Raw genomic sequence first — 21,443 nt, forward strand, 5'->3', positions numbered from 1 at the left:
CCCGGTAGGCGTGGTAGTTGCAGCTACCCGGGTCCGTCGTGGAGTCCAGGTTGGACGGTGGGATGGCCCGGGCAGCGTATTTCGTGTCCTGCGGGGAGGCGAAGTTGCCGGTCGGGTTGCCGAACCGGTCGAACTCCAGCCCCGGGTTCAGCGGTGTCACCGCTCTCCTGGGGGTGCCGTCCGCATTGATCAGATATCCGTCCTTCGGCGGATACTGCCAGCCTCCCTGGCCTGATCGGGCGGACGGGTCCCACCAGGTGTCCAGGAACTGCTGGATCGGCTGGTCACCGGTCCGCTCGTAATGGGACAGCTCCCGGCCCACCTCACCGAAGATCGGCAGTTGCTTGGGTCCGAGACGCGAGTCGCCGCGGAAGTCGGCCGCCGAACATTGGTTCGGCGGCGTGTGTCCGGTCGCCGAACCAATTCTGGTTTGGCTGTCGTCGGTCGTGGACGCGGGTGCGGCAGAAGCGGATGTGGTGCCGACAAGGAGCAGGGCGCCGGCTGCCAGCGAGATGATGGTCTTGCGAAACTGCACGTGTTCCTCCCGGACGCGCGCTTGGAGTAGCGCATCGATCCCGGAGGGTAGTAAAAGATCTCCTTGCTGATGAGAGTCGGGTAGTCCGGACGGATGTGCTGTGTGTCGTCCGTCTTGTGCCGACGCGTGTCGGGCCGATACCGGTGAACACGAGCAGCCGGCGTGGTCGGCAACCGCATCGGTCCCGCCCTTTTTGTCATGATCCGGTTGCCGTGATCCGGACCGGGGCGCTGATCGAGCCCGGCGGTCCGCCGCGATCCCGTGGTGCCGGCCGACTGAATGGCCGACCGACCGACCGACTGGCGGGGGCCTCGCCATCCCTTGCCTGCGTGGGCCTGTAGGATGCTTCTGGTACTACGCGGGCGTAGTTCAGAGGCAGAACACGAGCTTCCCAAGCTTGCAACGCGGGTTCGATTCCCGTCGCCCGCTCCACTCGGGGCGGGCCGCGTCCGGCAGGGGCCGGACCTGCTCGTTTCGCTTATGCCAGCCCAGGGGGCCGAGCCCCCTGGAACCCCCACGTTCCTGTGGCTTGGGCCTCTTGGGCTGTTCGCGGGTCGCTGTGGGCGGCCGTGGTTGTGAGTGGCCTGGTCAGTCGGCTGCTACCTGCCATGGATCTATGAGGTCGATGCCGGTGTGGACGAAGTCCTTGGTGTTGCGGGTGGCGAGGTCGGCGGAGTGCGAGCGGCAGATGGCTGCGATCTGGGCGTCAGCCATACCGATGACCAGACCTTGCTGTCCGCGGCCCACGACGATGTCCGCGTAGTGGGCCGCCGCGTTGTCGTCGAAGGGCAGGACACGGCCGGTGAAGCCCGCCTCGACGGCACGCTGTAGCCGGTCGGCCAGGTCGGTACGGCGTCGTCCGTCGGGCAGCCGGGCGACGCCGTACCGCAGCTCGGCCGTGGTCACCGCGGTCAGGTAAACCTCGTCGGCGGGCTGTTTGTCAACCCAGGCGACGACCCTTGGATCAGCCCGGGCGCGCATCAGCTCCGAGATGACGTTCGTGTCCAGCACGATCACGAGGAGAAATCCGCCGCCCTCGGCAGCTCCGTGCGTGGCGGCAGCGGAATCTCCACATCATCGTCGAGGTCCACGAAGTACTGCTGGATCTGGCCACCCAGCCCGCGCCGCGGGGCCGGCCCGGTCAGGGCGGCCCGTAGGATCGCCCGGACCTCCGCCTCCATCGACCGGCCGTTGTGCGCCGCACGGACCCGCAGTCGCGCCTTCACCTCGTCATCCAGGTCTCTGATCGTCAACGTCGCCACAACCGGCCACCTCCTCTGCCGATCCAATGCTAGCACTGCATGCACCGTAGGCCGACCATGGCCGTCTCACTCCGACACCGACGGCGCGTACGGTCCTGCGGCACCCTTGACCCGGCTGCTCCACCCGGACGAATGAGCCGTCAGGGGATACGGAGCCGGAGGATCTTCGCTGTGCCCGTCACGTGCCCGCGGCAACGGTGGACACGGTGGACATCGGTTCGAATCAGCGTGCGTCGGTGGGCACCAGACCGTGCACCCGGAGATCTATTGAAGGTTCGGGGCCGAGCCCCCTGGACCCTCTACGTTCCTACGGCTGAGCGCTGTTTTTCGGTTCTCGTGCCCGTTGCGTGCCCGCCAGGTTCGAGGTGCCCCCGCTCGTGCCCTCCGGGGCGTGGGGCCTGATCCGGGCGAGCCGTGCCGACATCGCGCCCGCGACCTCGACCCCACGGGCGTGGTGGTTCCCGGAGTGTCGTTCGAGGTCACGTCGTTCTGCTCGCAGCTCCGGCAGGTCTGGTGAGGGCCGCCCTCCGGGCCGGGTTGGAACCCGTACGCGTGGCTCGATCCGCCTTGGCACCACGACATGAGTCAGGAGTTATGCTGGAAGCGTGGCGTAGGACGTTGTCCTCCTCGAACCGGTCGAGGCCTGGTTCCTGAAACTCTGCGAATCCGACACCGACACAGCGGCGTTGATCGTGCAGGCCATCGACAGGCTCGCAGCCGTAGGACCCACGCTGGGCAGGCCGCTCGTCGACACCATAGGGCACAGCACACTTCGCAACCTGAAAGAGTTGCGGCCTGGTTCCCGGGGACGGTCGGAGATCCGGATGCTCTTCGTCTTCGACCCGGACCGCACGGCGATCTTTCTCGTCGCGGGCGACAAGACTGGGCGATGGTCCCACTGGTACGAGGAAGCCATCCCACTGGCCGAAGCCCGATACGCCGACTATCGGGCGGAGAAGGACAAGGAGGCAGGCCCATGAGTACCGGACGACGCTGGCAGGAAGTCAAGGCTGAAGCGCACCGCCGTCACCCTGAACTGGCCGACCCCGAACGGCAGGCCAGGGCCCGAGCCGAACTCGACGCGTACGTCGCCGGTCACCACCTCAAGGAGCTCCGCCAGGCCATCGGCAGGACGCAGTCCGAGGTTGCCCAGATCCTCGGCGTATCCCAGTCCCGGATCTCCCAGATCGAGAACGGCGACATCGAAGCCATGGAACTGGAGACCCTCCGTGCCTACGCCGCGGCACTTGGCGGGCATCTCGACGTCACCATCAGCGTGGGCCCGCACTCGGTGAAGGTCGCATAGGTCGGTGTCGACGGGCCGGCCGAGATAGCGGGTCTATCCGGACCGGGAGCGGTACCGGGCGAACGTCAGTGGAAATCGGCATCTAGCGCCAAGGCGCATCGGTGTGGCAATAGGTGTAGCGACGGCCCCGGACGTCGACAGAAAATCCCACATCCCGGTCGACTCCGCCGTCCGGGATGGCGGGCAGGGACGGTCTCGCTGTCGAGTTGAAAAGCGGAAGGCCGTCCTTCTGGTCGAGATCCCGAGCGTGCCATTCGCATGCCAGTAGCACCGGTCGGCATCCGGTCCCATCGGTGGGTAACGGCGGGGACCGGATGGCCGCTGACCTGGCTTGGAACCCCCACGTTCCTATGGGCGCTCCCCCCTTGGACCCCACGTTTCTATGGTTGGGGCCGGTTTTCGGGCGCCTTGTGCCGTTCGCGTGCCAGTGGTGGCCGACGTGCTGTCAGGGCAACGGCTGAGGTCGGCCCCGTACGGCCTCAGACGTCGCGGACGTCGTCGAGGCATGCTTGGGCCAGGTGGGCTCGGTTATCGAGGACGCGTGACGGGCACGATCCGCACAAGCCTCTCAAGGCCGGTTATGAAAACCGCGGTTCGGGCCTGCTCGCGACTGCCGCCGCGTTGCTATCCACCATAGATACCGCTTGTCGGATGATTCCTTCGAAGTTTCCTTTCTCTCGAACGTGCTGCGCGCCCGAACTCCCGATCGCTGTGCCATCAGCGAGGAACTCGCATGAGCTGCACCCGTGCGCCGTTCTGTCTTGATGGTCGGTCGGGAGCGGAACAGCGGTTGAGGATTGACATCCGTAGCCTTCCGGGCGTAGCCGCCTCGCCGGTCGAAGTGACGTAGGTCGCGCAGGACCACGTTGATGTCAGAGGTATGGTGATTTTATCCGATTTACCGGGAGTGTCCGTGACACCGAATACGGCAATACGTTCTGACCGGCTCCAGCCGTCGTCACGATCGGTGCTGTCCGATCGAGGCGGCGGCTGTGATCGGCCGTCGAACACGAAAGGACGGTATCGGTGGATCAGGTGAGAATCGGCATTCTTGGCGCCGCTCGGATCGCTCCGACAGCCGTGGTGAAGCCCGCGGAACGGTCGCCGCTGGTCGAGGTGGTCGCGGTAGCGGACCGCGACACCGAGCGAGCCGCCCGGTTCGCTCGAAAATATGCGATCCCGATGGCGCACAAATCATACGATGCGTTGATTGACGATCCCGACGTCGATGCAGTCTACAATCCACTGCCGAATGCGCTGCATGCACCGTGGACCTTGCGCGCGATCGAAGCTGGAAAGCATGTGCTGTGCGAGAAGCCGTTCACCGCGAACGAGGCCGAAGCGCGTGCTGTCGCCGCGGCAGCGGCGTCCGCCGGGGTCGTCGTCACCGAGGCTTTTCATTACCGGTATCATCCGCTTGCGGAGCGTATTCGTACGATCGTGCAAGACGGCAGCCTCGGCACGGTGCACTCGATCTCCACCTGGATGTGTATTCCCTGGCCACTTTTCGATGACGAAATCCGCTACAGCTACGATCTCGGTGGCGGCGCCATGATGGATACCGGATGTTACGCCGTCCACTGTATGCGGCTGCTCGGAACAGGTGAACCGAAGGTTGTGTCGGCTCGCGCCCTGCTGCACACGCCACGCATCGACCGCGCCATGACCGCGGAGTTCAGTTTCCCCGACGGCTCGACCGGGCGGATCGACTGCTCACTGTGGTCACGGCAGTTTTTGCGGATCGCCGCACACGTGACCGGGGACCGTGGTGAGTTGCGAGTCGTCAACTTCGTCCGTCCGCACCTGTTCAACCGGCTCCGTTGGACGGTACAGGGCCACACTATGCGGGAAACGGTGCGCGGGGAAGCGACCTTCGACGCCCAGTTGCGCGGTTTCGCCCGTGCGGTGCTGTACGGCGAACCGACGCTGACACCGGCCGAGGACGCGGTTTTCACCATGCGCCTCATCGACGATGTCTACCGTGCGGCTGGTCTCCCACCACGCGGGATCTCCAGCTGACCGGGTTGCGTAGAAGGCGCCGGAGCGCCCTTGGCGGCCGGGCGTGGAGACATATCGGGACCGATCCCGGATAAGCGGGAACAGGCGGTGCCACTAATACCACTGATGCCGGTAATACCAGTGATCACCTGTCGAGATCAGGACTGCGAGTCAACCTGCGGAGGCTGGCTGGCACCGGGCGGTGTCAGCGGCCAGCCGTCGGATCCGACCAGACGGGCCAGGTCGTCCGGGGTGTCGACGTCGTCGGGGGAGCCGGTGCCGTCGCAGGGCACCATGACGACCCGGTCCGGATTGGCACGCAGCCAGGCCCGTGCGCCGACATCACCGTGAGCGAGGGCGGACACCTCAGCCCATATCGCCCTGTGTAGCAGGACCGGGTTGCGCGGCTGCCCACCGTAGCTGGCGACCGCGGCAACGGCACCGGAGGCGTGGGCCGCGAGCAGCTGGCGCACCGCCTCGGCGCCGAGCAGCGGCTGGTCGGCCAGTGCGATCACGACCGCGTCGACGCCGCTGTTCCCGCCGTCCTTGTTCCCGCCCCTGTCAGCAAGGTTTTCGTCGACAGCGGCAAGTGCCGCGAGCCCACGACGCAGCGAGGCGCTCATTCCCAACGCCCAGTCCGGCGCCAGGACAACCCGTTCCCTGGGCAGGCTGGTGGATCTGAGAACGTCGGCTGCCCGCGCGCCGAGTACCACGAACACCGGGGCGCATCCGCCGTCGGCGAGCATCCGGGCGCATCGCTGGACCAGTGATTCGCCACCCAGCGTGACCAGAGCTTTCGGCATGCCGAATCGGCGTCCGGCGCCGGCGGCGAGGACGAGCCCACCGACGGCACCCGTTGGGTCTGCTACAACTGCTGCTCCATCTGCCACAGGTGCTCCAGGTGCTCGTCGGTCCGAGCGGGGCAGGCGCCCACGACGCCCGCCCATGACAAGGACGGGTGATCGCCGGGAACGCCACATCCGGTTGCCACCGTAACGGACTCGGGATAATTCAGTTAGATGAATATAGAAATAAGAATCACTATAAAAATATGAACCAGTGGAACCGATGATTTCGTCTGCTGGCTCACACTTCCTTCTCCGGCGGTTCGCTATACAATCCGGAACGGTGAAACGGTCCATTGTTGACGGCGTTCCGCAGGCCGTTCAGAAGGCCCAGGCCCCCGGCCGGGACGATGTTGCGCCGATCGTCTTTCTCAGCTATGCGGATGAGGATCATGCGTGTCACGGTGCTTCGATCGGCGCGCTGGGAGACGCGCTGGAGACCGAGATCTCAACCCGGACCGGCCACCGCTGCCGGGTTCTGCGCGACCGGCGGGAGATCGGCTGGTGCGAGTTGTGGAACGAGCGGATCACGAATCTCCCGGATACCACGGCGATTCTCGTCGCAATCATGACTCCGGCCTTCTTCCGGAGCGCTCAGTGTCGGCACGAGCTCGAGCGCTTCCTCAATCTTGAACGACAGTCGAATCTTGAACGGCGGTCGGCGCGTACGGATCTTGTCCTGCCGATTCCCTGGGCGGACGATCTCGACCTTGCCCACGGTGGCACGGGGGATGTGTTGGTGGAGGCGATGTGCCGCCGGGTAGGCGAGGACTGGCCGTCGCCGCACGACCGATCGCCCGCCACGCTTCCGGCCGAAAACCTGGCTGAGCATCTGGCCACGGGCCTTGCTCGGCGTCTGCGTAATCAGATGAGCACCCTTGACCGATCGCAGAGTTCGACGCGCCGTGTTCCGCGGGTGCCGAGGCAGCCAGGGTCCCGGACGCCGACCCCGGACTCGCAGGCTCCGTCACAGCAGACCCAGCCACTGCAGATCCAGCCGCTGCAGGTGCGGGACGAACCGGCTCGTCCAGTACGCCAGGAACCGCCTCGACCACCGCTATCACCACCGGGCGGCGAACGGGGCGTCGACGGCGCCGTCGCCTACCGTCCGATCGTGACAGCTCACGATCTCTGTGTAAAAGCGTTCAGCGCGACGCGGCTGCGTACCGGCTACACCATGGTTGGTGTCGACGCCTTCCTCGACTGGGCTGCCGCCGAGTTGCGCCGGTTGCACGCCCTCGTCCGCTCTGTCGAGAACGGAGGAAAACCAGATCCGGGCGAACTCGTCCCGAGAATCACGCCAACGGAGATCAGGTCGACGAGGTTCAACCCGACAAGATTTTTCAGCGGGTACCGCGAAAGCGAAGTCGATGACTTTCTCCGGGTCGTCGAGCGTGAGTTCGCCAATCTGCACAGGTTTCTGTCCGCAGTGTCCGCCACCGCCTCGACCGGTACTCCCCGTAGCGGCAACGCCCGGACCGATGCCGCCCGGCACCGTGGTGGTCCTGGTTCCTTCCACCCCGGCATCACCGGCTCGGAGGTGAAGGAGAAATCCTTCACGGGAACGCGGTTCCGCTCCGGCTACGACATCGCCCAGGTCGAAGCCTTTCTCGACACGGTGTCCCGGGGACTGGACCGGCTGCAGGCGATGGTGGGATCGGCGCAGGACGGCCGGCCGGCGGATTCCGCTTCCCCCGCGGTGAGTCTCGTGCCACGGGACATCAGCGACGCCAGGTTCGACACGACCTGGCTGACGGGTGGATACAGCGAGTACGAGGTCGACGACTTCCTCGATTTTCTCGAACGTGAGCTCACCCGCGTCCAGGACTACCTGCCACGAGACGATCTGTAGCCGGCATGCGTCGGGGAACCAGACGGGTTCGCGGAGCGTCGATCGTGATGCCTCGCGAGCTCGCCGTCCACGCGGAGCCGGTAGGCAGGAATGAGCGGGCGAGAGCGAGCGGGCGGGGATGAGCGGGTGGAGTGAGCCGGTGCCGGGCTATAGCTTGCGGGCGATCGTCAACCCGTCCGACACGGCCAACAGGACGGCCTGCACCCGCTCGTCCGCTGCTACCACCTCGTTGAACGCCTGGATCGCCCGGACGTCCGCATTCGGGCTTTGCTCGTCGAGCACCTTGCCGTCCTGAAGTACGTTGTCGACGAGGATCAGCCCGCCCGTGCGCATCCGCGGGAGCAGCAGGTCGTAGTAGGTCTGGTACGAGGTCTTGTCCGCGTCGATGAGAGCGATGTCGTAGACGGGCTCGGTGGGTAGTGCGGCGATCGTGGCCGCGGCCGGGCCGATGCGCAGCTCGATCCGATCTTCCAGGCCGGCGCGCTTCCAGTAGTGGCGCGCGAGCGACGTCCACTCCTCGCTCACGTCGCAGCAGAGCAGATGACCGTCATCGGGCAGGCCGCGGGCGATACAGATTGACGAGTATCCGGTGAACGTACCGACCTCGATCGCCCGGCGTGCCCCCGTGCTTGCGGTCAGTATCGTCAGCAGGGTACCGAGTTCGGCACCGATCTGCATGACGGACAGGTTGCCGAGCTTCCGCCGCGTTTCCTCGAAGAGATCGGTCAGAAGCTCGTCCGGCGGCGAGCAGCGGGCTGCGAGATAGGGGTATATGCCGTGCGTCAGAATCGGCGACTGCGCTGTTGGGTCCAGAGCGGACATACGACCCAGGCTACCTTCACACCCTGACCTTCTGCCTGCCCTTCTGCCTGCCCTCCGGCCGGCGCCTTCCTGCCCGCCGGCTCGGCCTGCCCGTCCACCCTGGGGCCCTGGGCCCGTCAGACATCGCTGGTGTCGCAGGGGCGCCGGCGGGGCATTTCGCAGAGTGTGAGGACGAACGACCGGACACCGACACCGATGCCGACCCCGACGCCGCAGCCAGCCGACCGCACCGTTCCGGAGCTCGACGCGGACACGGTCCACGCCGTCGGGAAGCTCAGCGAGGCACTGGAGTGGGTGGAACGGGCGAGGGGGCACCTCTACGCGTTCCACCAGATGTCCGGCCACGCCGATCTCATGCTCGGGCCGGCGTTGGAGGAGCTGGAGAACGCCGGTCACGGCGAGATCGCCGAACGGGTCCGCAGGGATCTGTTCGGGCGGAACGTCCTCGACGGCCGGTGGACCTTCCAGATCGTCGAGGAGTACGACGACGGGTACTACCGGACCTTCGTGGAATCCGAACGAATGGTCAGGGACGCACTGGCCGATGGTCGCCGGCATGTGTACGAGGCGCGGATGAAGGCGTCCGAACGGGAGCGTGCCGGCCGGTCCGCATTCGGCTCGGGAGCCTGAGCGTCTTCAGGTGCTGTCTGCTGTCCCGCGGCCTGAGGCGCTGCCTGGGTCCGAGGCGGTGTCAGCGACGGCGCTGTCAGCGGCCTGGGAGCATCAGGCCTGATCGGCTCGTGCCGTCAAAGTCACCGTGCCCTGGTTTGACAGCGTCCTGTGCGGGGCGGCACGCTTGGGGTGCGGCACCTCGTTCGGTGAGGCGTCTGCACGGACACAGGCCACTGACCCCGAACGTCGAGAGACGCCCCGGGTCAGGACAGCTCTCCCCGGGCTAAGGGGTGGGCCCAGGTGGCTTCCTGGTTGGGATTACGCCGTGCAGTGCCAAAGCTCTGACGAGGAGGGGTGCTCCGCACGGGGGGCCGGGCCCTGGCCTGGGTCTTGTTCGTGCGATCACTCTGTGTAGATATGGTCTGTGCCTGCGGGCGCCCGGTCGTGAAGGAGGTGGCGGGATGAGTCCCGGTCATAGTCGCTGTCTGTCCTGGACTGGCTCGGCGACCCCCGCCGCCTGAGCCTGGTCCCTCCGGTGTGAAAACGTCGCCGCCGGCCTTTGTCAGAGGGCCGACGGTCCCAGCCCTGTTCGCCGGGCGGCTCGCGGTTTGTCGTGTCGTGCCTGATGCGCTGAACGCGGGTGGGCTCTCTACGAGCTCCCATGAGCACGGCGTTGCAGTGGGCTGGAATGCAGGCCTGATCCAAGGGCTGTGCCAACAGGTGCACGGGCTCGCACAGCGGGCTGCGGTACCCGGCTGGCAGTGTGCCCGGACCTTGTCCGTAGCTGCGTTGTCCATGGTCGAGCTGATGTGTGTGTCACACAGCGATGCCCGAGGTCCGACCACCACCGCCGCAGCGAGGTGCGAGCGTCCCGGGTAGCCACCGGCTCCCGGCAGTACCTGCTGGCAGGCCCTCAAGCCATTCGAGGAGCTGGCGTGATGACGGTGATGGAGAACGCTTTCTACTCCGAGGGCCGGCGCCTTGCGCGACCGGACTCGCTGGGTCAGACCTACCAGCTTCTGCATGGACGTCGTGACAAGCGCAAGCAGGATCTCGCATGGATCGGGCTGGTCCGTCCGGACGAGCATGAGATCACTTCGATCGCCAGTGAGTTCGACCTGCACGAGCTCGCCGTCGAGGATGCTGTGCAGGCTCATCAGCGCTCCAAGCTGGAGCGGTACGGCAAGACCCTTTTCGTGGTCCTGCTGGCGGCCTGTTACAACGACACCCGGGAGGAAGTCGAGTTCTCCGAGCTGCACGTCTTTGTCGGGGATGATTTCGTCATCACGGTACGTCATGGTGACGCACCGGACCTGCGGCGGGTGCGCCGGCGGATGGAATCCGAGCCGGAGCTGCTGGCCAGGGGCCCGGAGGCGGTGCTGTACGCCATCCTCGACCGGGTCGTCGACGACTACGCACCGGTTGTCGCGGGGCTGGAAAACGACATCGACGAGATCGAGACCGAGGTCTTCCGGGGCGACCCGGAGGTAAGCCGGCGTATCTACGAGCTGTCCCGCGAGGTCATCGAGTTCCAGCGGGCCACCAAGCCCCTGCTCGGGATGCTGGACGCCCTGGCATCCGGTTTCGTGAAGTACGGCGTGGACGCCGAACTGCAGCAGCACCTGCGGGACGTCACCGACCACGTTGTCCAGGTCGTGGAGCGGATCGAGGGGTTCCGTCAGCTCCTCCAGAACATCCTCACGGCCAACGCCGCTCTGGTGGGGCAGCGGCAGAACGAGGAGATGAAGATCCTGACCGAGACGAGTATCGCGCAGAACGAGGAGGTCAAGAAGATATCCGCATGGGCGGCCATCCTGTTCGCTCCCACTCTGGTAGGCACCGTATACGGGATGAACTTCGAGACCATGCCGGAGCTGAGCTGGGCGTACGGCTACCCGTTCGCGATCGCGCTCATGGGTCTGGTGTCCGTCATGCTCTATGTCGTCTTCCGCAGCCGCCGCTGGCTCTGATGCCAGAACGCCCAAGACAGCGCGATCACGATTTTCGCACGCTGTCGGTGGGTCAGGTCCCCGGGCCGCTCGGCGGAACATACGGTGGCGATACAGGCAAGCAGCATGAAAGCCGTGAGAGCGGCGTGAAAGCGCTCAGCCCGGCCCGCAGATCGGACCCGGCCGCCAGGGATCGCGTGACGGCGGCTCAGCATCAGGACCGTAGCCCTCAGCCCACACCGTCCGGCAGTGCGGGCAGTTGCCAGCCGTACCGGGCCGCGGGCCCTTCGGCGGATCGCCGGGGCTGCGCCGCCGACGGCGTCGGCGATGCTGCGGGCAGTCCAACGTCAGCAGTGGCACGACAGGCTCAATCATCTTTGATCGGTAACCTTCCCGTTCCGTTGCAGGATGTGCAGTTCAGCTTCTTGGTCTCGTTGAATGTGCCGTCCTCGTCCGTCCCGCCGACGTCCTTCAGTATTTTTCCCGTGCCGCCGCACGGTCCGCAGTCCTTCCAGGTCGGGTTGCCACGCCGGATGTCCTGCCGTTGCCGCTGGCCTTTGTCCATGCGATCGCGGTCCTCGCCGCCATCGTCGTCCCGCCGCCGCAAAAATCCCATGCCATCCTCCCTGATCGTCGCACCAGCATGACGATCAGGCTACGGACAGATCGGACATCTCAGCGACGGGCCACGCTGTGGTCCAAACGCGGCAAAGGTCGGATGCGGCAGAAGTCCGTTTCCGACTGTTCCGCGGCCTGTCCGGAGCACGCTTGGCCGCCGGTCCTCGGCCGAACCGTTCACGAATGTCTGCCGACGTCCGTTGGTACATACGGATGCCGACCCGGCTGACGAGCCGCACATTGCGGGACGCGTCGGACCGCCTCCGCGGCATAGATCTGGATGTGCTGGGGTGAAGGGGAATTGTTGTCGACCGCGAACCGTCGCGTGATGGTCTCGCCGGGTACGAGGTGGTCGACGATGTAGGCGAGAGCGCGGGGGTCGTGCTGACGGGAGACAGGCACAGCCAGCAGCCCGATACCAATGGAGCTCGGTGGCCCACGGCGGTGGCCGGTGGTGCGTGTGCTCCTTCTGACCTCGTGAAACGCGCGCTGACCTGCGCGGACGGTTCGTCTGAGTCGTCCGGCCGCGGTCCCGTGAAGCCCCAGCGAATCCCACTGTTGACCAAGGCGCACGAGCACATGGCGGGTGGGAGCCAAGCAAGATCTATCGTGGCGGGTTGGCTCTCCCTTTGATCCTTTCCCTGTCTGCGGGTCAACGCTACAACGTTGATGGCATATGATGTGAGCGTTATAACCGCGGCGCGAAGGATGGCTGATGGCTTGGTCGATCGTGGCCGTGGAGCCGGCGCTCTCCTGGCTGCACGACCTCCGTCGCACCGATCGTCGGATCTTGGTCTTGATCAGTCAGGCGATCGAGGCGTTGCGGATCGAGAGGCCGGCTCTCGGGCGACCTCTCGTCGACACCATCCGGGGCTCGACGCTTCCCAACCTCAAGGAACTACGCCCAGGGTCCGCGGGCGCGAGCGAAGTGAGGCTGCTGTTCGTGTTCGACTTGGAACGTCAGGCCGTGATTCTGGCGGGTGGGGACAAAGCGGGTAACTGGCGCGGTTGGTACCGCATGGCGGTCCCGCTGGCCGAGGCGGCGTATGCGGATCATCTCAAGCGTATGGAGGGGCACGGAGATGGTTGACCATCTGAAGGATCCGCAGGCGCGCTCCTGGGATGATCTGACTGACGAGTTCGCCTTCACCTCGGCCGAGTGCGACGAGATCGTCTCTGGGGCGCAGCGGCTGATCGCCGAGGCGCGGGCGTTCCGGTTGGCGGAGGTACGTCGGCGTCAGCACGCCACTCAGGTGGAGGTGGCGAAGGCGATGGGTGTGACACAAGCTCGGGTGTCCCGCATCGAGAAGGGGCAGCTGGAGCGCAGCGAGGTGGACACCCTCGCCGCTTATGTGCAGGCGCTCGGCGGTAAGTTGAAGATCGTTGCCGATTTTGGTGATGAGTCGTACGTGCTCGGGTAGGGCAGCGGATCATCGAGCGCTGGTCCCACGCCCGCGATCGTTCGGTTCGCCGTGCTGCGATACTGGAAGGCGACCGGCCGGTGAGGCTGGTCATGCGGAACAGGCACGGGCTCCATTGATCGAGGGTCAGGGCGCACCGGGCTGAAGCCGCAGGTCAGGAGGGCTCGCCTAGTGGCCGATGGCGGCGGTCTTGAAAACTACTTGGTGCAATGATCGGCTTGGCGTCGTGTGGTCCTCCTGACCTCGGAAAACAGGGGCTGACCTGCGTGGATGCTTCGCGTTGATCGTCGCGGTGTGGTCCCGCTGAGTTCCACCGAATCCCGCTGTTGACCATGATTCACGGGCACATGGCGGGCAGAACCGAAGCCGGATCACGAGGTGTCCGCGGCTTCCCGCTGGGCCTCTGGTGCCTCCCGTTTTTTCGTCCGTTTCCCGGTCAGCGCCGTTGTCTGCGCGGGGCGCCGGTCGGGTCAAGGGTGGCGCGGCCGGTGCCCCGTCAGACCCTTGGGCGCTCACCCGAGGAACGGGCACCCGACCACACGGAGCAGACCGACGCTGAGGGACGAACCTTTTAATCCGTAGTTTGATCTGGATCTTCTATCGGTGTCAGTGGACGTCCGCCCCGTCCGGCGACCTCGTACGCGATGTCTCCAGACGTCCGCTGGCGTCCGTGCTTGTCGGTCGGCTCGACTGTCACTTTGGCTGTCAGTCATGCCACTACCCGGGATCACGACGCCGCATGTTTAGGTCGAGCTATAGTCGACCCGTGTCAGCGGAGCCACTCCATCGGTGGACGATCAAGACCACACCCGAGGTGCGGGAGTGGCTGCGCTCGCTGCGCCAGACAGACCTAGACACCTATCGGTCGGTCAACGCGGCGATCGACATGCTCGCCGAGACCGGGCCTGGGCTCGGGCGTCCGCTCGTCGACACGCTGCAAGGGTCGACGGTCAGCAACCTCAAGGAGCTGCGGCCGAGGTCGGGCCGCGAAATCGCGATTCGGGTGATCTTCGTCTTCGACCCCTGGTCACAGGCGGTGCTGCTGGTCGCAGGCAACAAGGCCCGCGACTGGTCGCGGTGGTACAAGACTGCGATCCCCGCGGCAGAGGTTGCATACGACAGGTGGCTGGCCTTCGAGAGGAAACGGCGGGAGGGCTCATGACCGAGTTCCACGACTGGGATGACATCCGCGCTGAGCTGCACGACGGCGACGACGAGGCGCTCGCCGCCGAGCGAGCGCGCACCGAGGCCTGGGTCAGCGCCTTCCACCTTGCCGAGGAGCGTAAGCGGCTGGGGCTAACCCAGCGCCAGGTGGCCGAGCTGATGGGCGTCTCACCGGGCCGGGTGAGCCAGATCGAGAACGGTGACCTCGACGTCAACGAGGTCGCGACGCTGAGCCGGTACGCCCGGGCGCTGGGCGCCCGCATGCGGATCATCTTCGACTACGGCAACGACCTCCGCCAGATCGCCTGACGCGCTGTCGGCACAGGTCACCCCGATCCTCCGCGTCTGATCGGCTATGGAGCAGCCGGCAGCGCCGGGTTGAAGGATTAGGAGGATAGAGGGCACTCCAACCGGGTCACCAAAGATTCTGAGGTACGCGCTCGTAGCAGCAGGACAAGATCCCTCAGGACCTCCGCGTCACACTGACCTACGGGCTCACAGCACCACAGAGCGACGACGTTGGACCGGACGGCACCAACATCCTCATCAGGACAGGATGCCGGCACAAGCCGACATGATCACTGACCTGTCTCAACCTGACGTGCGCTCGGAGGGACTCGAACCCCCAACCTCTTGATCCGTAGCCCTCGGCGCGCCGTCCACCGACGTCTACCAGCGTCCGCCGGTGCAGGTCATGGGCTCGGCGACGTCTACCGACGTCCACTGACGTTCGTCCCCGTTGCAGTACAACTGCACTACGGCAGCTCGCGGGGCGGTCGTCACAGAGCGTTTGCCGGCCCTTGTCGACGCGGATCGCCAGACACGCGTCGAGCGGCCCCCGTCCACCAGCATCCGCCGCGTGGCCGTGTCCCACCGAATCTTGCCGTCGACCGTGGTCTAGGGGCACACGGCGGGCAGAACGAAACAACATCATTCGCCACGGCGTCGCTGACCGTTGCGGCGTCCTCCGAAAGGTCACGGAGTCGATGGCCTCTACCGGCGTCCGCTGAGGGCCGTCCCCGTAGCAGCACAACCATAGGTACCCCGGCCCGCCGCTGCCCGTGACGGCGTGCTCGGTGGCGCGATGGAATCGGCGGGGATGAGGGTCGCCGAGTCCGATCGGGCGACCCAGCGACTCATCCTGTCCGTTGCAGCAGCGCGCTGGTCAGCTGACACGGCAGCCTGCCGTCGACGAGGCTCTACGTTCTACCTGGTGTGACCGGCGAGCCTTTGCTCGACACCACAGCCCGAACAAGTGACCAGATTCGGTACAGGTGTTCCATTCAAGGCAACAACCGACTACTCTCGGTCTCCGGCGTGCCGAGTGCAATGGCGGCGCCGCGACCTCAGGGGGAGGACGACAGGTGTCGACCGCAGAGCTGCCGCTCTGGCCGGCCCAAGCTCGGTTGAAGCGACTGCCGGCACCGCAGGCGAGAGGCGTGCTTCAGTTGGCACACTTGAGCGGCGGAGTTCCAGATCCACCAAAGAAGAAGCTGCTGAACTATAGCCCCGAAGAATGGGAATACTTTGTATTTGAGTGGGCTAGCGTTATGGACACCGAGTATGTAGAGGTCCTGCAACTTGGGGGTGCCAACGACGGCGGAATCGATGTCGCAGCATTCCGGACCGTGGCGGCTTTCGAAGGCTCTTGGGACTGTTTTCAATGCAAGCACTACAACCGAGTTCTCTATCCCGGCGATGCATGGCCTGAGATATTCAAGATACTGCGAGGCGTCGCGGCCGGCGACCACACGGCTCCCAATCGGTACTACTTCGTCGCGCCGCGCGGCTGCGGAAACACTTTGAACAAATGGCTACACTCTCCAGGAAACCTCAAGGACGAGTTCCTGAAGGAACTTACAAAAGGGAAAGCCGAGTTTCTTTCAGACGTTGGTGCAGATGTGGTTGCCGAGGTTGCGTCGCTCGCAATGACGGTAGATTTCAGCCTATTTACTTCGATGAGTTTGACCCGCATCCTAGAGATACATAAGCGGAGCCCGGCGCATGCTGTGCGATTTGGGGGGCCACTTCCGGAGAGACCAGAGGTTCCGCTACCTCCTGAAGAGATAGGCGAGCAGGAAACCCGGTACCTTCAACACCTGCTGGACGTGTATGAAGAAAAGTTCTCGCTGCCAGCAGGAAGCCTCGACGAGGCCCTAAAGCACGGCCTGGCAGGAAGCCACCTTCGTCGCCAGAGAATTTCTTTCTATAGCGCCGAAGCATTGCGGGTATTCGCGCGCGACAATGTTCCGGAAGGCACTTTCGAGGCACTACAGGAGGAAGTGTTCGATAGCGTTGAGGAAACCTACAGTAGGGAATAGCCTGACGGCTACGAGCGCCTATTTCAAGTTCTGGAATCTGCTACTCGCGCACACCTAACGTTTAATGCGCTTATTTCCGTCTCGCTTCCGCGTGATCGAAAGGGCATCTGCCATCAGCTCGCGAACATCGACCGGCTAGTCTGGCGCCACCCAGTGAGGTCGTGATGTCGCGAGCCCTGAATAGCCCATTCGAGGTCGGCCTGAGACTGGTCGTACTTCTAAATGCGGCTTTCCCTAAATCCTATGATGTGGCAACTCTCACGTTTCTCGATCACGCATTACTGCACAGCGGGGAGTTGGACGGACCCGAAAGTATTCATCCCCCGCTTCCAGGACGCTCCGGTGAGATCGGAGTCAAAAGGGGACTTGTGTCCGAGGGCCTGATGATGATGGTCAGGGCGGATCTAGTCAAACTTGAGATCAGCGGGGCCGGAATACTCTATCGTGCAGGCGAGGCAACCAACAGCTTCATCGATCTTCTTGAGGCGCCCTATCTGGTTGAGCTTGCAAGCAGAGCCGAGTGGGTTGTGGCCGAAATAGATAAGGATGAGCCGACTGGGTTGAGGGCGCGTATGAACGGGGTATTTGGTCGGTGGTCCGAGGAATTCGATCGCTCTCTTTCGGATTCGGAGGGCGACTAGAATGGCGCCATTGAGGCTAGATCAGCTTATCTTCGCCGGGACTGAAAAGGCCCCCGTTCAGGTGCAGTTCGGCCCACGCCTAAACGTAATACATGGCCCTTCTGACACGGGCAAGACTTTTGCTGTCGATGCCGTTAACTACATGCTCGGGGCGGCTACGCTTCGCGATATTCGTGAGGCCGGTGGGTACACTCACGTCCTGCTGCAGATCACTTTTCCGGACGAGAGTTCGATAACCCTGGTCCGCCCGAGGAATGGAGGAGGATTCAAGCTTTACGAAGGTGCGATGCAGTCCCCACCTGAAGAGAAACCAGACCTCACCCTCGCTGAAAAGCACAACACGCAAAAGCCGTCGCGTAGCCTTTCAGGCCACCTGATGGAGGCGTTGGGGCTGGGGGACCGCAGGATTCGAAAGAATGCGAAGGGCGTCACCGTCTCGTTGACATTCAGGCAACTGGTCCATCTATGCCTCGTTGATGAGAAAAGCATGATATCCCTTACCTCGCCTGTGCTGTCAGGTCAGTACATTAGCAGGACCTCTGAGCTTTCTGTATTCAAGTTTCTCCTGACCGGAGAAGATGACTCTGACCTTCGTGTGACCGATCAGTCAGAAGACCAAAAGAAGATCGGTAAGGGTAGGTCTGAGGTAATTGAACAGTTGGCGAACTCGCTTCGCCGAGATCTAGCTGACGCTGAACCACTGCAGGACCTCGAGGCGAGGAGAGACCGGCTGGTAGCCGCCATAACTTCGCAGTCGGCCACGGTCCAGTCAACAGCTGTCGAGTATGACCAGGTCGTGCTTGAGAGATCGAACCTACGAGATCAACTGCATAAGCAAAGTGCTCGTAGCGAAGAGGTGCGACAATTGCTGGCACGATTTGAGCTACTCGGAAGACAATATGAGTCGGATCTCGCTCGACTGGCGATGATGCAGGAAGCGGGTAGTATACTCGGCATCTACGGGGCTGAGGTCTGTGTATTCTGTGGTGCCACACCCGACCACCAACAGATTTCCAAACATGTTGCAGACGAGTCGGCAAGATTTGGCGATTCGATAGCCTCTGAAGTCCGAAAGACTCAGGCCCTCAGGGATGATCTGGATCTGGCGATGGGGGACCTCGGAAGCCAGATTGAGGCAATTGAAAGAGATATTGATCTTATACGGGACTCCATCGGGCTGCGTGAAAATCGCCTGCTAAGCCTTGAGGGCCAACTTCGTCCAAGCCGTCAGGAGCTCTCGGGATTGGTGCAGGAGCGCGCCGATGTAGAGCGAGCCATAGATCTGTACGGGCAGCTTTCACGTGTCGAAGGTCTACGGGATATATCCCCTGTGGCGAAAAAGAAAGAGGCTGCGGAGGTCGTTATTCCCGATGCAGTGCTGGACGATTTCCTGCAAATCGTCTCCCAGCGTCTGCGGTCCTGGGGGTTTGGCGCAGTCGATGTGAAGTACGACCGGGGCGCTGCGGATATAGTGATCGACGGACGTCCTCGTGGCTCGCGAGGGAAGGGGATGCGGTCGATACTCCATTCGGCGTTTAATCTTTCTCTCGCGGAGTATTGTACGGAATTTGATGTCGAGCACCCCGGGATTGTTATACTCGACTCGCCTCTTGTCACATACAGTGCGCCCGAGGCTCCTAGTGTAAGTGAAATAGAGGATGAGGCGGTAGATCCGAGTGTTGCGGAGGCTTTTTTCCGGAGCCTCGCCGATCTTCCTTTCCAGGTACTGGTTGTCGAGAACATCTCGCCACCGAGAGAACTCGGATCCCGTGCCAGGTTGATACCCTTCAGCGGGCGAGCTGGCGTGGGCCGCTACGGTCTTTTCCCCGCACCCTAATATAGTTGTGACGCGGGCTGATTTCCGAGGGTTTCGATGGCAAGCCGACCCGCACCGCAGGCGCGCCAGCGCCGAGGAGCGGAAGCGGCGCGGCAGTTCCGTTCTTGTTTGTCTACTGATTCGAGCGGCGCCCCGACTTGTCCGTGGTCGCTGCTGCTTCGTCTCGGCGCGGATCGGCGGCCGGACTCCCCTGGTAGGTGGCGGTGCGGGGTGGCGACGCGCCGGCGAGCATGGCGCGCCCGCGCCACGCGCAGCCGTCGCGCGGCGCGGGCGCGCACCGCGTCTTGACAATCTCGCGGAGGATGCGGCGTGAGCGGCACGACAAGCTTCGACGTCAAGTTCTGGGACATCAAGAAGCGCAACGACGGCCGTAGCAGGCCCTGGCGGGTCCGCTGGGAGGTCGGGGGCCGCGAAAGCAGCGAGTATTTCCGGACGAAGGCACTCGCCGACGGCTTCCGGAACAAGCTCCTCAAAGCCGCGCGTGCCGGTGAGGCGTTCGACGTCACCACGGGTCTCCCCGTTTCGGAGATCCGGGCGAAGAACTCGCCGCCGTGGTTCGACTTCGCCCGTGGCTATGTCGAACACATGTGGGAACATGCGGCGACGAAGACCCGGCGCTCGATGGCGGATGCGCTGGCGACCGTGACGGCCGTGCTCGTCACATCCGACCGCGGGGCGCCGGATGCGAAGGTGCTGCGGCGGGCGCTGTACGGGTGGGCGTTCAACTGCTCGAAGCGGGGCACCATCCCACCCGACGACATCGCCTCGGCTCTCTCCTGGATCTCCTCGGCATCGGTCACGGTCGCGGCGATGAGCGACCCGACCGTGATCCGGCAGGCCCTGGGCGCCTGTGGACGCAAGCAGGACGGCAAGCCGGCTGCGGCTACGACGTTCCGTCGGAAGCGTGCGGTGCTGCATCACGCGCTGGGCCACGCGGTCGAACAACAACTCCTCGACACGAACCCGGTGGAACAGGTCCAGTGGAAGGCGCCGGAGGTCGCGAAGACCATCGACCGGCGGGTGGCCGCGAACCCGGATCAGGTGCGCGCCCTGCTCGACGCGGTCTCGAAGCAGGGGAAGACCGGCGACCGGCTGACGGCCTTCTTCGGCTGCATCTACTACGCGGGCACCCGGCCATCCGAAGCGCTCGCGATCACGGTGGACAACCTGACCCTTCCCGAACAGGGCTGGGGTCGGCTCGACCTGGTGAACTCCGAACCCCGGGCGGGCGTCGACTGGACTGACGACGGCAAACCGCGGGACAAGCGCGGTCTCAAGCGGCGCGGCCAGTACGAAACCCGGCCGGTGCCCATCCCGCCCGAACTCGTCGCACTGCTGCGGCGGCACATCGACACCTACGGCACGGGGGAGGGTGGCCGGCTGTTCTGCACCCTGCGGGGTGGTCCTCCGCAGGACAGCCACTACACGGCGCTGTGGCGCAAAGCGCGGGCGGCGGCGCTGACTCCGGCGCAGGCGGCCTCTCCGCTCGCGCGGCGGCCGTACGATCTGCGGCATGCGGCCGTGTCGCTGTGGCTGAACGCGGGTGTGCCGGCAACGGAAGTCGCCCGACGTGCCGGGCACAGCGTCGACGTCCTGTTGCGGGTGTACGCGAACTGCGTGGACGGCCAGGATCAGTTCGTGAACGATCGCATCGCGGACGCGCTGACCGGACAGCAGCCGGCCGGTGAGCCGGGGAAGCCGGGGCAGGCGGGCGAGGCCACGGACACCCCCGGCGCGGGCTGTGAGATCCTGGATCCGCACCCAGCGGGCACATGGCGGGCAGACTCCGGTGATCCGGACGTAGCCTGACAGCGTTTCCGCAGGTCAGGAGGGCTCGCCTAGTGGCCGATGGCGGCGGTCTTGAAAACCGCTAGGGGTGGTAACGCTCCTCGTGGGTTCGAATCCCACGCCCTCCGCTCGCACCAGGGGAAACCGCTGTTGCACAGCATGATCCGGTTTTCATTCGTGATCCATGACGACCCGTCGGGTTCCCGGCTGTTCCCGACGCTTCCCGTCTCGTGACGGCTGTCCGTGGACATGGCGTGGACGCGGTCATGATGGGTCCGCCGAGTCGTCCAGGCGCAGCGCGGCCTGAATCCGCAGCCGTGCCGCTTCGTCCTGACCGACGATGCACTTGGCGTACACGTGCAGCAGGACGGCAACGGAGTGCCCCGCCCACTCAGCTATCTGCGTTGGCGGCACCCCGGCGTTCAGCCACGTCGATACCGCGGCGTGCCGCAGGTCGTATACGGCGTCCCGG

19 protein-coding genes, 2 tRNA genes, 2 pseudogenes and 1 riboswitch are annotated in these 21,443 nt (G+C 64.6%); of the genes and pseudogenes, 16 read left to right on the plus strand and 7 right to left on the minus strand.

The genetic code is table 11. The annotated features are described in order from the left end of the window. A partial coding sequence (locus DD1DGNOD_RS03385; RefSeq protein ID WP_131769431.1) for a TNT domain-containing protein occupies window positions 1-535 on the minus strand: 535 nt, incomplete at its 3' end. 358 nt (window positions 536-893) lie between these two features. On the opposite strand from DD1DGNOD_RS03385, the gene DD1DGNOD_RS03390 reads away from it, so the two are divergent. Beyond that, window positions 894-967 (plus strand) — tRNA-Gly (locus tag DD1DGNOD_RS03390). Window positions 968-1,123: 156 nt separating this feature from the next. Here DD1DGNOD_RS03390 and DD1DGNOD_RS03395 read toward each other — a convergent pair. Both DD1DGNOD_RS03395 and DD1DGNOD_RS31040 read right to left on the minus strand, forming a co-directional pair. After that, window positions 1,124-1,552, minus strand: a complete 429-nt coding sequence (locus tag DD1DGNOD_RS03395) for a type II toxin-antitoxin system VapC family toxin (protein WP_131765170.1) — start codon at window positions 1,550-1,552, stop codon at window positions 1,124-1,126. Further along, window positions 1,549-1,797 (minus strand): FitA-like ribbon-helix-helix domain-containing protein, encoded by a 249-nt coding sequence (locus tag DD1DGNOD_RS31040; RefSeq protein ID WP_131765171.1) that lies wholly within the window; start codon window positions 1,795-1,797, stop codon window positions 1,549-1,551. The genes DD1DGNOD_RS03395 and DD1DGNOD_RS31040 overlap by 4 nt, the downstream gene beginning before the upstream one ends. A gap of 650 nt (window positions 1,798-2,447) precedes the next feature. Here DD1DGNOD_RS31040 and DD1DGNOD_RS03405 point away from each other — a divergent pair. The 3 genes from DD1DGNOD_RS03405 (at window position 2,448) to DD1DGNOD_RS03415 (ending at window position 5,122) form a co-directional block, all read left to right on the plus strand. Further along, window positions 2,448-2,777, plus strand: a complete 330-nt coding sequence (locus DD1DGNOD_RS03405; RefSeq protein WP_131765172.1) for a type II toxin-antitoxin system RelE/ParE family toxin — start codon at window positions 2,448-2,450, stop codon at window positions 2,775-2,777. After that, window positions 2,774-3,103, plus strand: coding sequence for a helix-turn-helix domain-containing protein (locus DD1DGNOD_RS03410; RefSeq protein ID WP_131765173.1), 330 nt, complete (start codon window positions 2,774-2,776; stop codon window positions 3,101-3,103). Before DD1DGNOD_RS03405 ends, DD1DGNOD_RS03410 begins: the two co-directional genes overlap by 4 nt. Window positions 3,104-4,129: 1,026 nt before the next feature. Next, the gene (locus DD1DGNOD_RS03415; protein ID WP_131765174.1) at window positions 4,130-5,122 is read left to right on the plus strand and encodes a Gfo/Idh/MocA family protein; all 993 of its coding nucleotides are present in this window, start codon (window positions 4,130-4,132) and stop codon (window positions 5,120-5,122) included. Between the two features lie 137 nt (window positions 5,123-5,259). Here the strand turns inward: DD1DGNOD_RS03415 and DD1DGNOD_RS03420 are convergent, their stop codons facing one another. Next, on the minus strand, window positions 5,260-5,991 hold the full coding sequence (locus DD1DGNOD_RS03420; protein WP_283234650.1) for a nucleotidyltransferase family protein: 732 nt from the start codon (window positions 5,989-5,991) through the stop codon (window positions 5,260-5,262). A gap of 238 nt (window positions 5,992-6,229) precedes the next feature. Between DD1DGNOD_RS03420 and DD1DGNOD_RS03425 the strand changes: the two genes are divergently transcribed. Beyond that, window positions 6,230-7,798 (plus strand): DivIVA domain-containing protein, encoded by a 1,569-nt coding sequence (locus DD1DGNOD_RS03425; protein ID WP_165034722.1) that lies wholly within the window; start codon window positions 6,230-6,232, stop codon window positions 7,796-7,798. A gap of 147 nt (window positions 7,799-7,945) precedes the next feature. On the opposite strand, the gene DD1DGNOD_RS03430 is transcribed toward DD1DGNOD_RS03425, so the two are convergent. After that, a complete protein-coding gene (locus tag DD1DGNOD_RS03430; RefSeq protein ID WP_131769422.1) occupies window positions 7,946-8,620 on the minus strand; it encodes an O-methyltransferase in 675 nt (224 codons plus the stop codon). Window positions 8,621-8,815: 195 nt separating this feature from the next. On the opposite strand from DD1DGNOD_RS03430, the gene DD1DGNOD_RS03435 reads away from it, so the two are divergent. Both DD1DGNOD_RS03435 and corA read left to right on the plus strand, forming a co-directional pair. Continuing rightward, a complete protein-coding gene (locus DD1DGNOD_RS03435) occupies window positions 8,816-9,250 on the plus strand; it encodes a hypothetical protein (protein WP_131765177.1) in 435 nt (144 codons plus the stop codon). A gap of 173 nt (window positions 9,251-9,423) precedes the next feature. Continuing rightward, a riboswitch (M-box (ykoK) riboswitch) is annotated at window positions 9,424-9,591 on the plus strand. A gap of 579 nt (window positions 9,592-10,170) precedes the next feature. Beyond that, window positions 10,171-11,202 carry a magnesium/cobalt transporter CorA gene (gene corA / locus DD1DGNOD_RS03440; RefSeq protein ID WP_206442924.1) on the plus strand — a complete coding sequence of 344 codons (1,032 nt, stop codon included), beginning with the start codon at window positions 10,171-10,173 and terminating at the stop codon, window positions 11,200-11,202. Window positions 11,203-11,548: 346 nt separating this feature from the next. On the opposite strand, the gene DD1DGNOD_RS03445 is transcribed toward corA, so the two are convergent. Then, window positions 11,549-11,797 (minus strand): hypothetical protein, encoded by a 249-nt coding sequence (locus DD1DGNOD_RS03445; RefSeq protein WP_131765178.1) that lies wholly within the window; start codon window positions 11,795-11,797, stop codon window positions 11,549-11,551. Between the two features lie 717 nt (window positions 11,798-12,514). Between DD1DGNOD_RS03445 and DD1DGNOD_RS03450 the strand changes: the two genes are divergently transcribed. From DD1DGNOD_RS03450 to DD1DGNOD_RS03490, 9 genes and pseudogenes are all read left to right on the plus strand, one after another. After that, window positions 12,515-12,889 carry a type II toxin-antitoxin system RelE/ParE family toxin gene (locus DD1DGNOD_RS03450; RefSeq protein WP_131765180.1) on the plus strand — a complete coding sequence of 125 codons (375 nt, stop codon included), beginning with the start codon at window positions 12,515-12,517 and terminating at the stop codon, window positions 12,887-12,889. Next, on the plus strand, window positions 12,882-13,220 hold the full coding sequence (locus DD1DGNOD_RS03455; RefSeq protein WP_131765181.1) for an XRE family transcriptional regulator: 339 nt from the start codon (window positions 12,882-12,884) through the stop codon (window positions 13,218-13,220). Before DD1DGNOD_RS03450 ends, DD1DGNOD_RS03455 begins: the two co-directional genes overlap by 8 nt. A gap of 766 nt (window positions 13,221-13,986) precedes the next feature. Continuing rightward, entirely contained in the window at window positions 13,987-14,382 is a 396-nt protein-coding gene (locus tag DD1DGNOD_RS03460) for a type II toxin-antitoxin system RelE/ParE family toxin (protein ID WP_241251192.1), read from the plus strand. Continuing rightward, complete coding sequence (locus DD1DGNOD_RS03465; protein ID WP_131765183.1) at window positions 14,379-14,693, plus strand: transcriptional regulator; 315 nt, start codon at window positions 14,379-14,381, stop codon at window positions 14,691-14,693. The genes DD1DGNOD_RS03460 and DD1DGNOD_RS03465 overlap by 4 nt, the downstream gene beginning before the upstream one ends. Window positions 14,694-15,934: 1,241 nt before the next feature. Then, window positions 15,935-16,870 (plus strand): annotated as a pseudogene (locus DD1DGNOD_RS03470) (ABC-three component system protein). Then, window positions 16,870-17,346, plus strand: coding sequence for an ABC-three component system middle component 2 (locus tag DD1DGNOD_RS30680; protein ID WP_165034723.1), 477 nt, complete (start codon window positions 16,870-16,872; stop codon window positions 17,344-17,346). Before DD1DGNOD_RS03470 ends, DD1DGNOD_RS30680 begins: the two are co-directional and overlap by 1 nt. A gap of 1 nt (window position 17,347) precedes the next feature. Beyond that, entirely contained in the window at window positions 17,348-19,183 is a 1,836-nt protein-coding gene (locus DD1DGNOD_RS03480; protein WP_131769424.1) for an ATP-binding protein, read from the plus strand. A gap of 309 nt (window positions 19,184-19,492) precedes the next feature. Continuing rightward, window positions 19,493-20,992 (plus strand): tyrosine-type recombinase/integrase, encoded by a 1,500-nt coding sequence (locus DD1DGNOD_RS03485; protein ID WP_131769425.1) that lies wholly within the window; start codon window positions 19,493-19,495, stop codon window positions 20,990-20,992. A gap of 18 nt (window positions 20,993-21,010) precedes the next feature. Further along, window positions 21,011-21,099: transfer RNA gene (locus tag DD1DGNOD_RS03490), tRNA-Ser, on the plus strand. 136 nt (window positions 21,100-21,235) lie between these two features. On the opposite strand, the pseudogene DD1DGNOD_RS03495 reads toward DD1DGNOD_RS03490, so the two are convergent. Then, window positions 21,236-21,443: pseudogene (locus tag DD1DGNOD_RS03495) on the minus strand (integrase); the annotation flags it as partial.

It is taken from the genome of Candidatus Protofrankia californiensis, assembly GCF_900634765.1.
GTDB classification, from domain to species: domain Bacteria; phylum Actinomycetota; class Actinomycetes; order Frankiales; family Frankiaceae; genus Protofrankia; species Protofrankia californiensis.

What these genes read in the sequence shown, in the direction of transcription:
- DD1DGNOD_RS03430 (WP_131769422.1), bottom strand. Translation starts at nt 8,620, where the DNA reads ATGTCCGCTCTGGACCCAACAGCGCAGTCGCCGATTCTGACGCACGGC.
- DD1DGNOD_RS03450 (WP_131765180.1), top strand. Translation starts at nt 12,515, where the DNA reads ATGGCTTGGTCGATCGTGGCCGTGGAGCCGGCGCTCTCCTGGCTGCAC.
- DD1DGNOD_RS30680 (WP_165034723.1), top strand. Translation starts at nt 16,870, where the DNA reads ATGTCGCGAGCCCTGAATAGCCCATTCGAGGTCGGCCTGAGACTGGTC.
- DD1DGNOD_RS03455 (WP_131765181.1), top strand. Translation starts at nt 12,882, where the DNA reads ATGGTTGACCATCTGAAGGATCCGCAGGCGCGCTCCTGGGATGATCTG.
- DD1DGNOD_RS03435 (WP_131765177.1), top strand. Translation starts at nt 8,816, where the DNA reads ATGCCGACCCCGACGCCGCAGCCAGCCGACCGCACCGTTCCGGAGCTC.
- DD1DGNOD_RS03410 (WP_131765173.1), top strand. Translation starts at nt 2,774, where the DNA reads ATGAGTACCGGACGACGCTGGCAGGAAGTCAAGGCTGAAGCGCACCGC.
- DD1DGNOD_RS03480 (WP_131769424.1), top strand. Translation starts at nt 17,348, where the DNA reads ATGGCGCCATTGAGGCTAGATCAGCTTATCTTCGCCGGGACTGAAAAG.
- corA (WP_206442924.1), top strand. Translation starts at nt 10,171, where the DNA reads ATGACGGTGATGGAGAACGCTTTCTACTCCGAGGGCCGGCGCCTTGCG.
- DD1DGNOD_RS03445 (WP_131765178.1), bottom strand. Translation starts at nt 11,797, where the DNA reads ATGGGATTTTTGCGGCGGCGGGACGACGATGGCGGCGAGGACCGCGAT.
- DD1DGNOD_RS03465 (WP_131765183.1), top strand. Translation starts at nt 14,379, where the DNA reads ATGACCGAGTTCCACGACTGGGATGACATCCGCGCTGAGCTGCACGAC.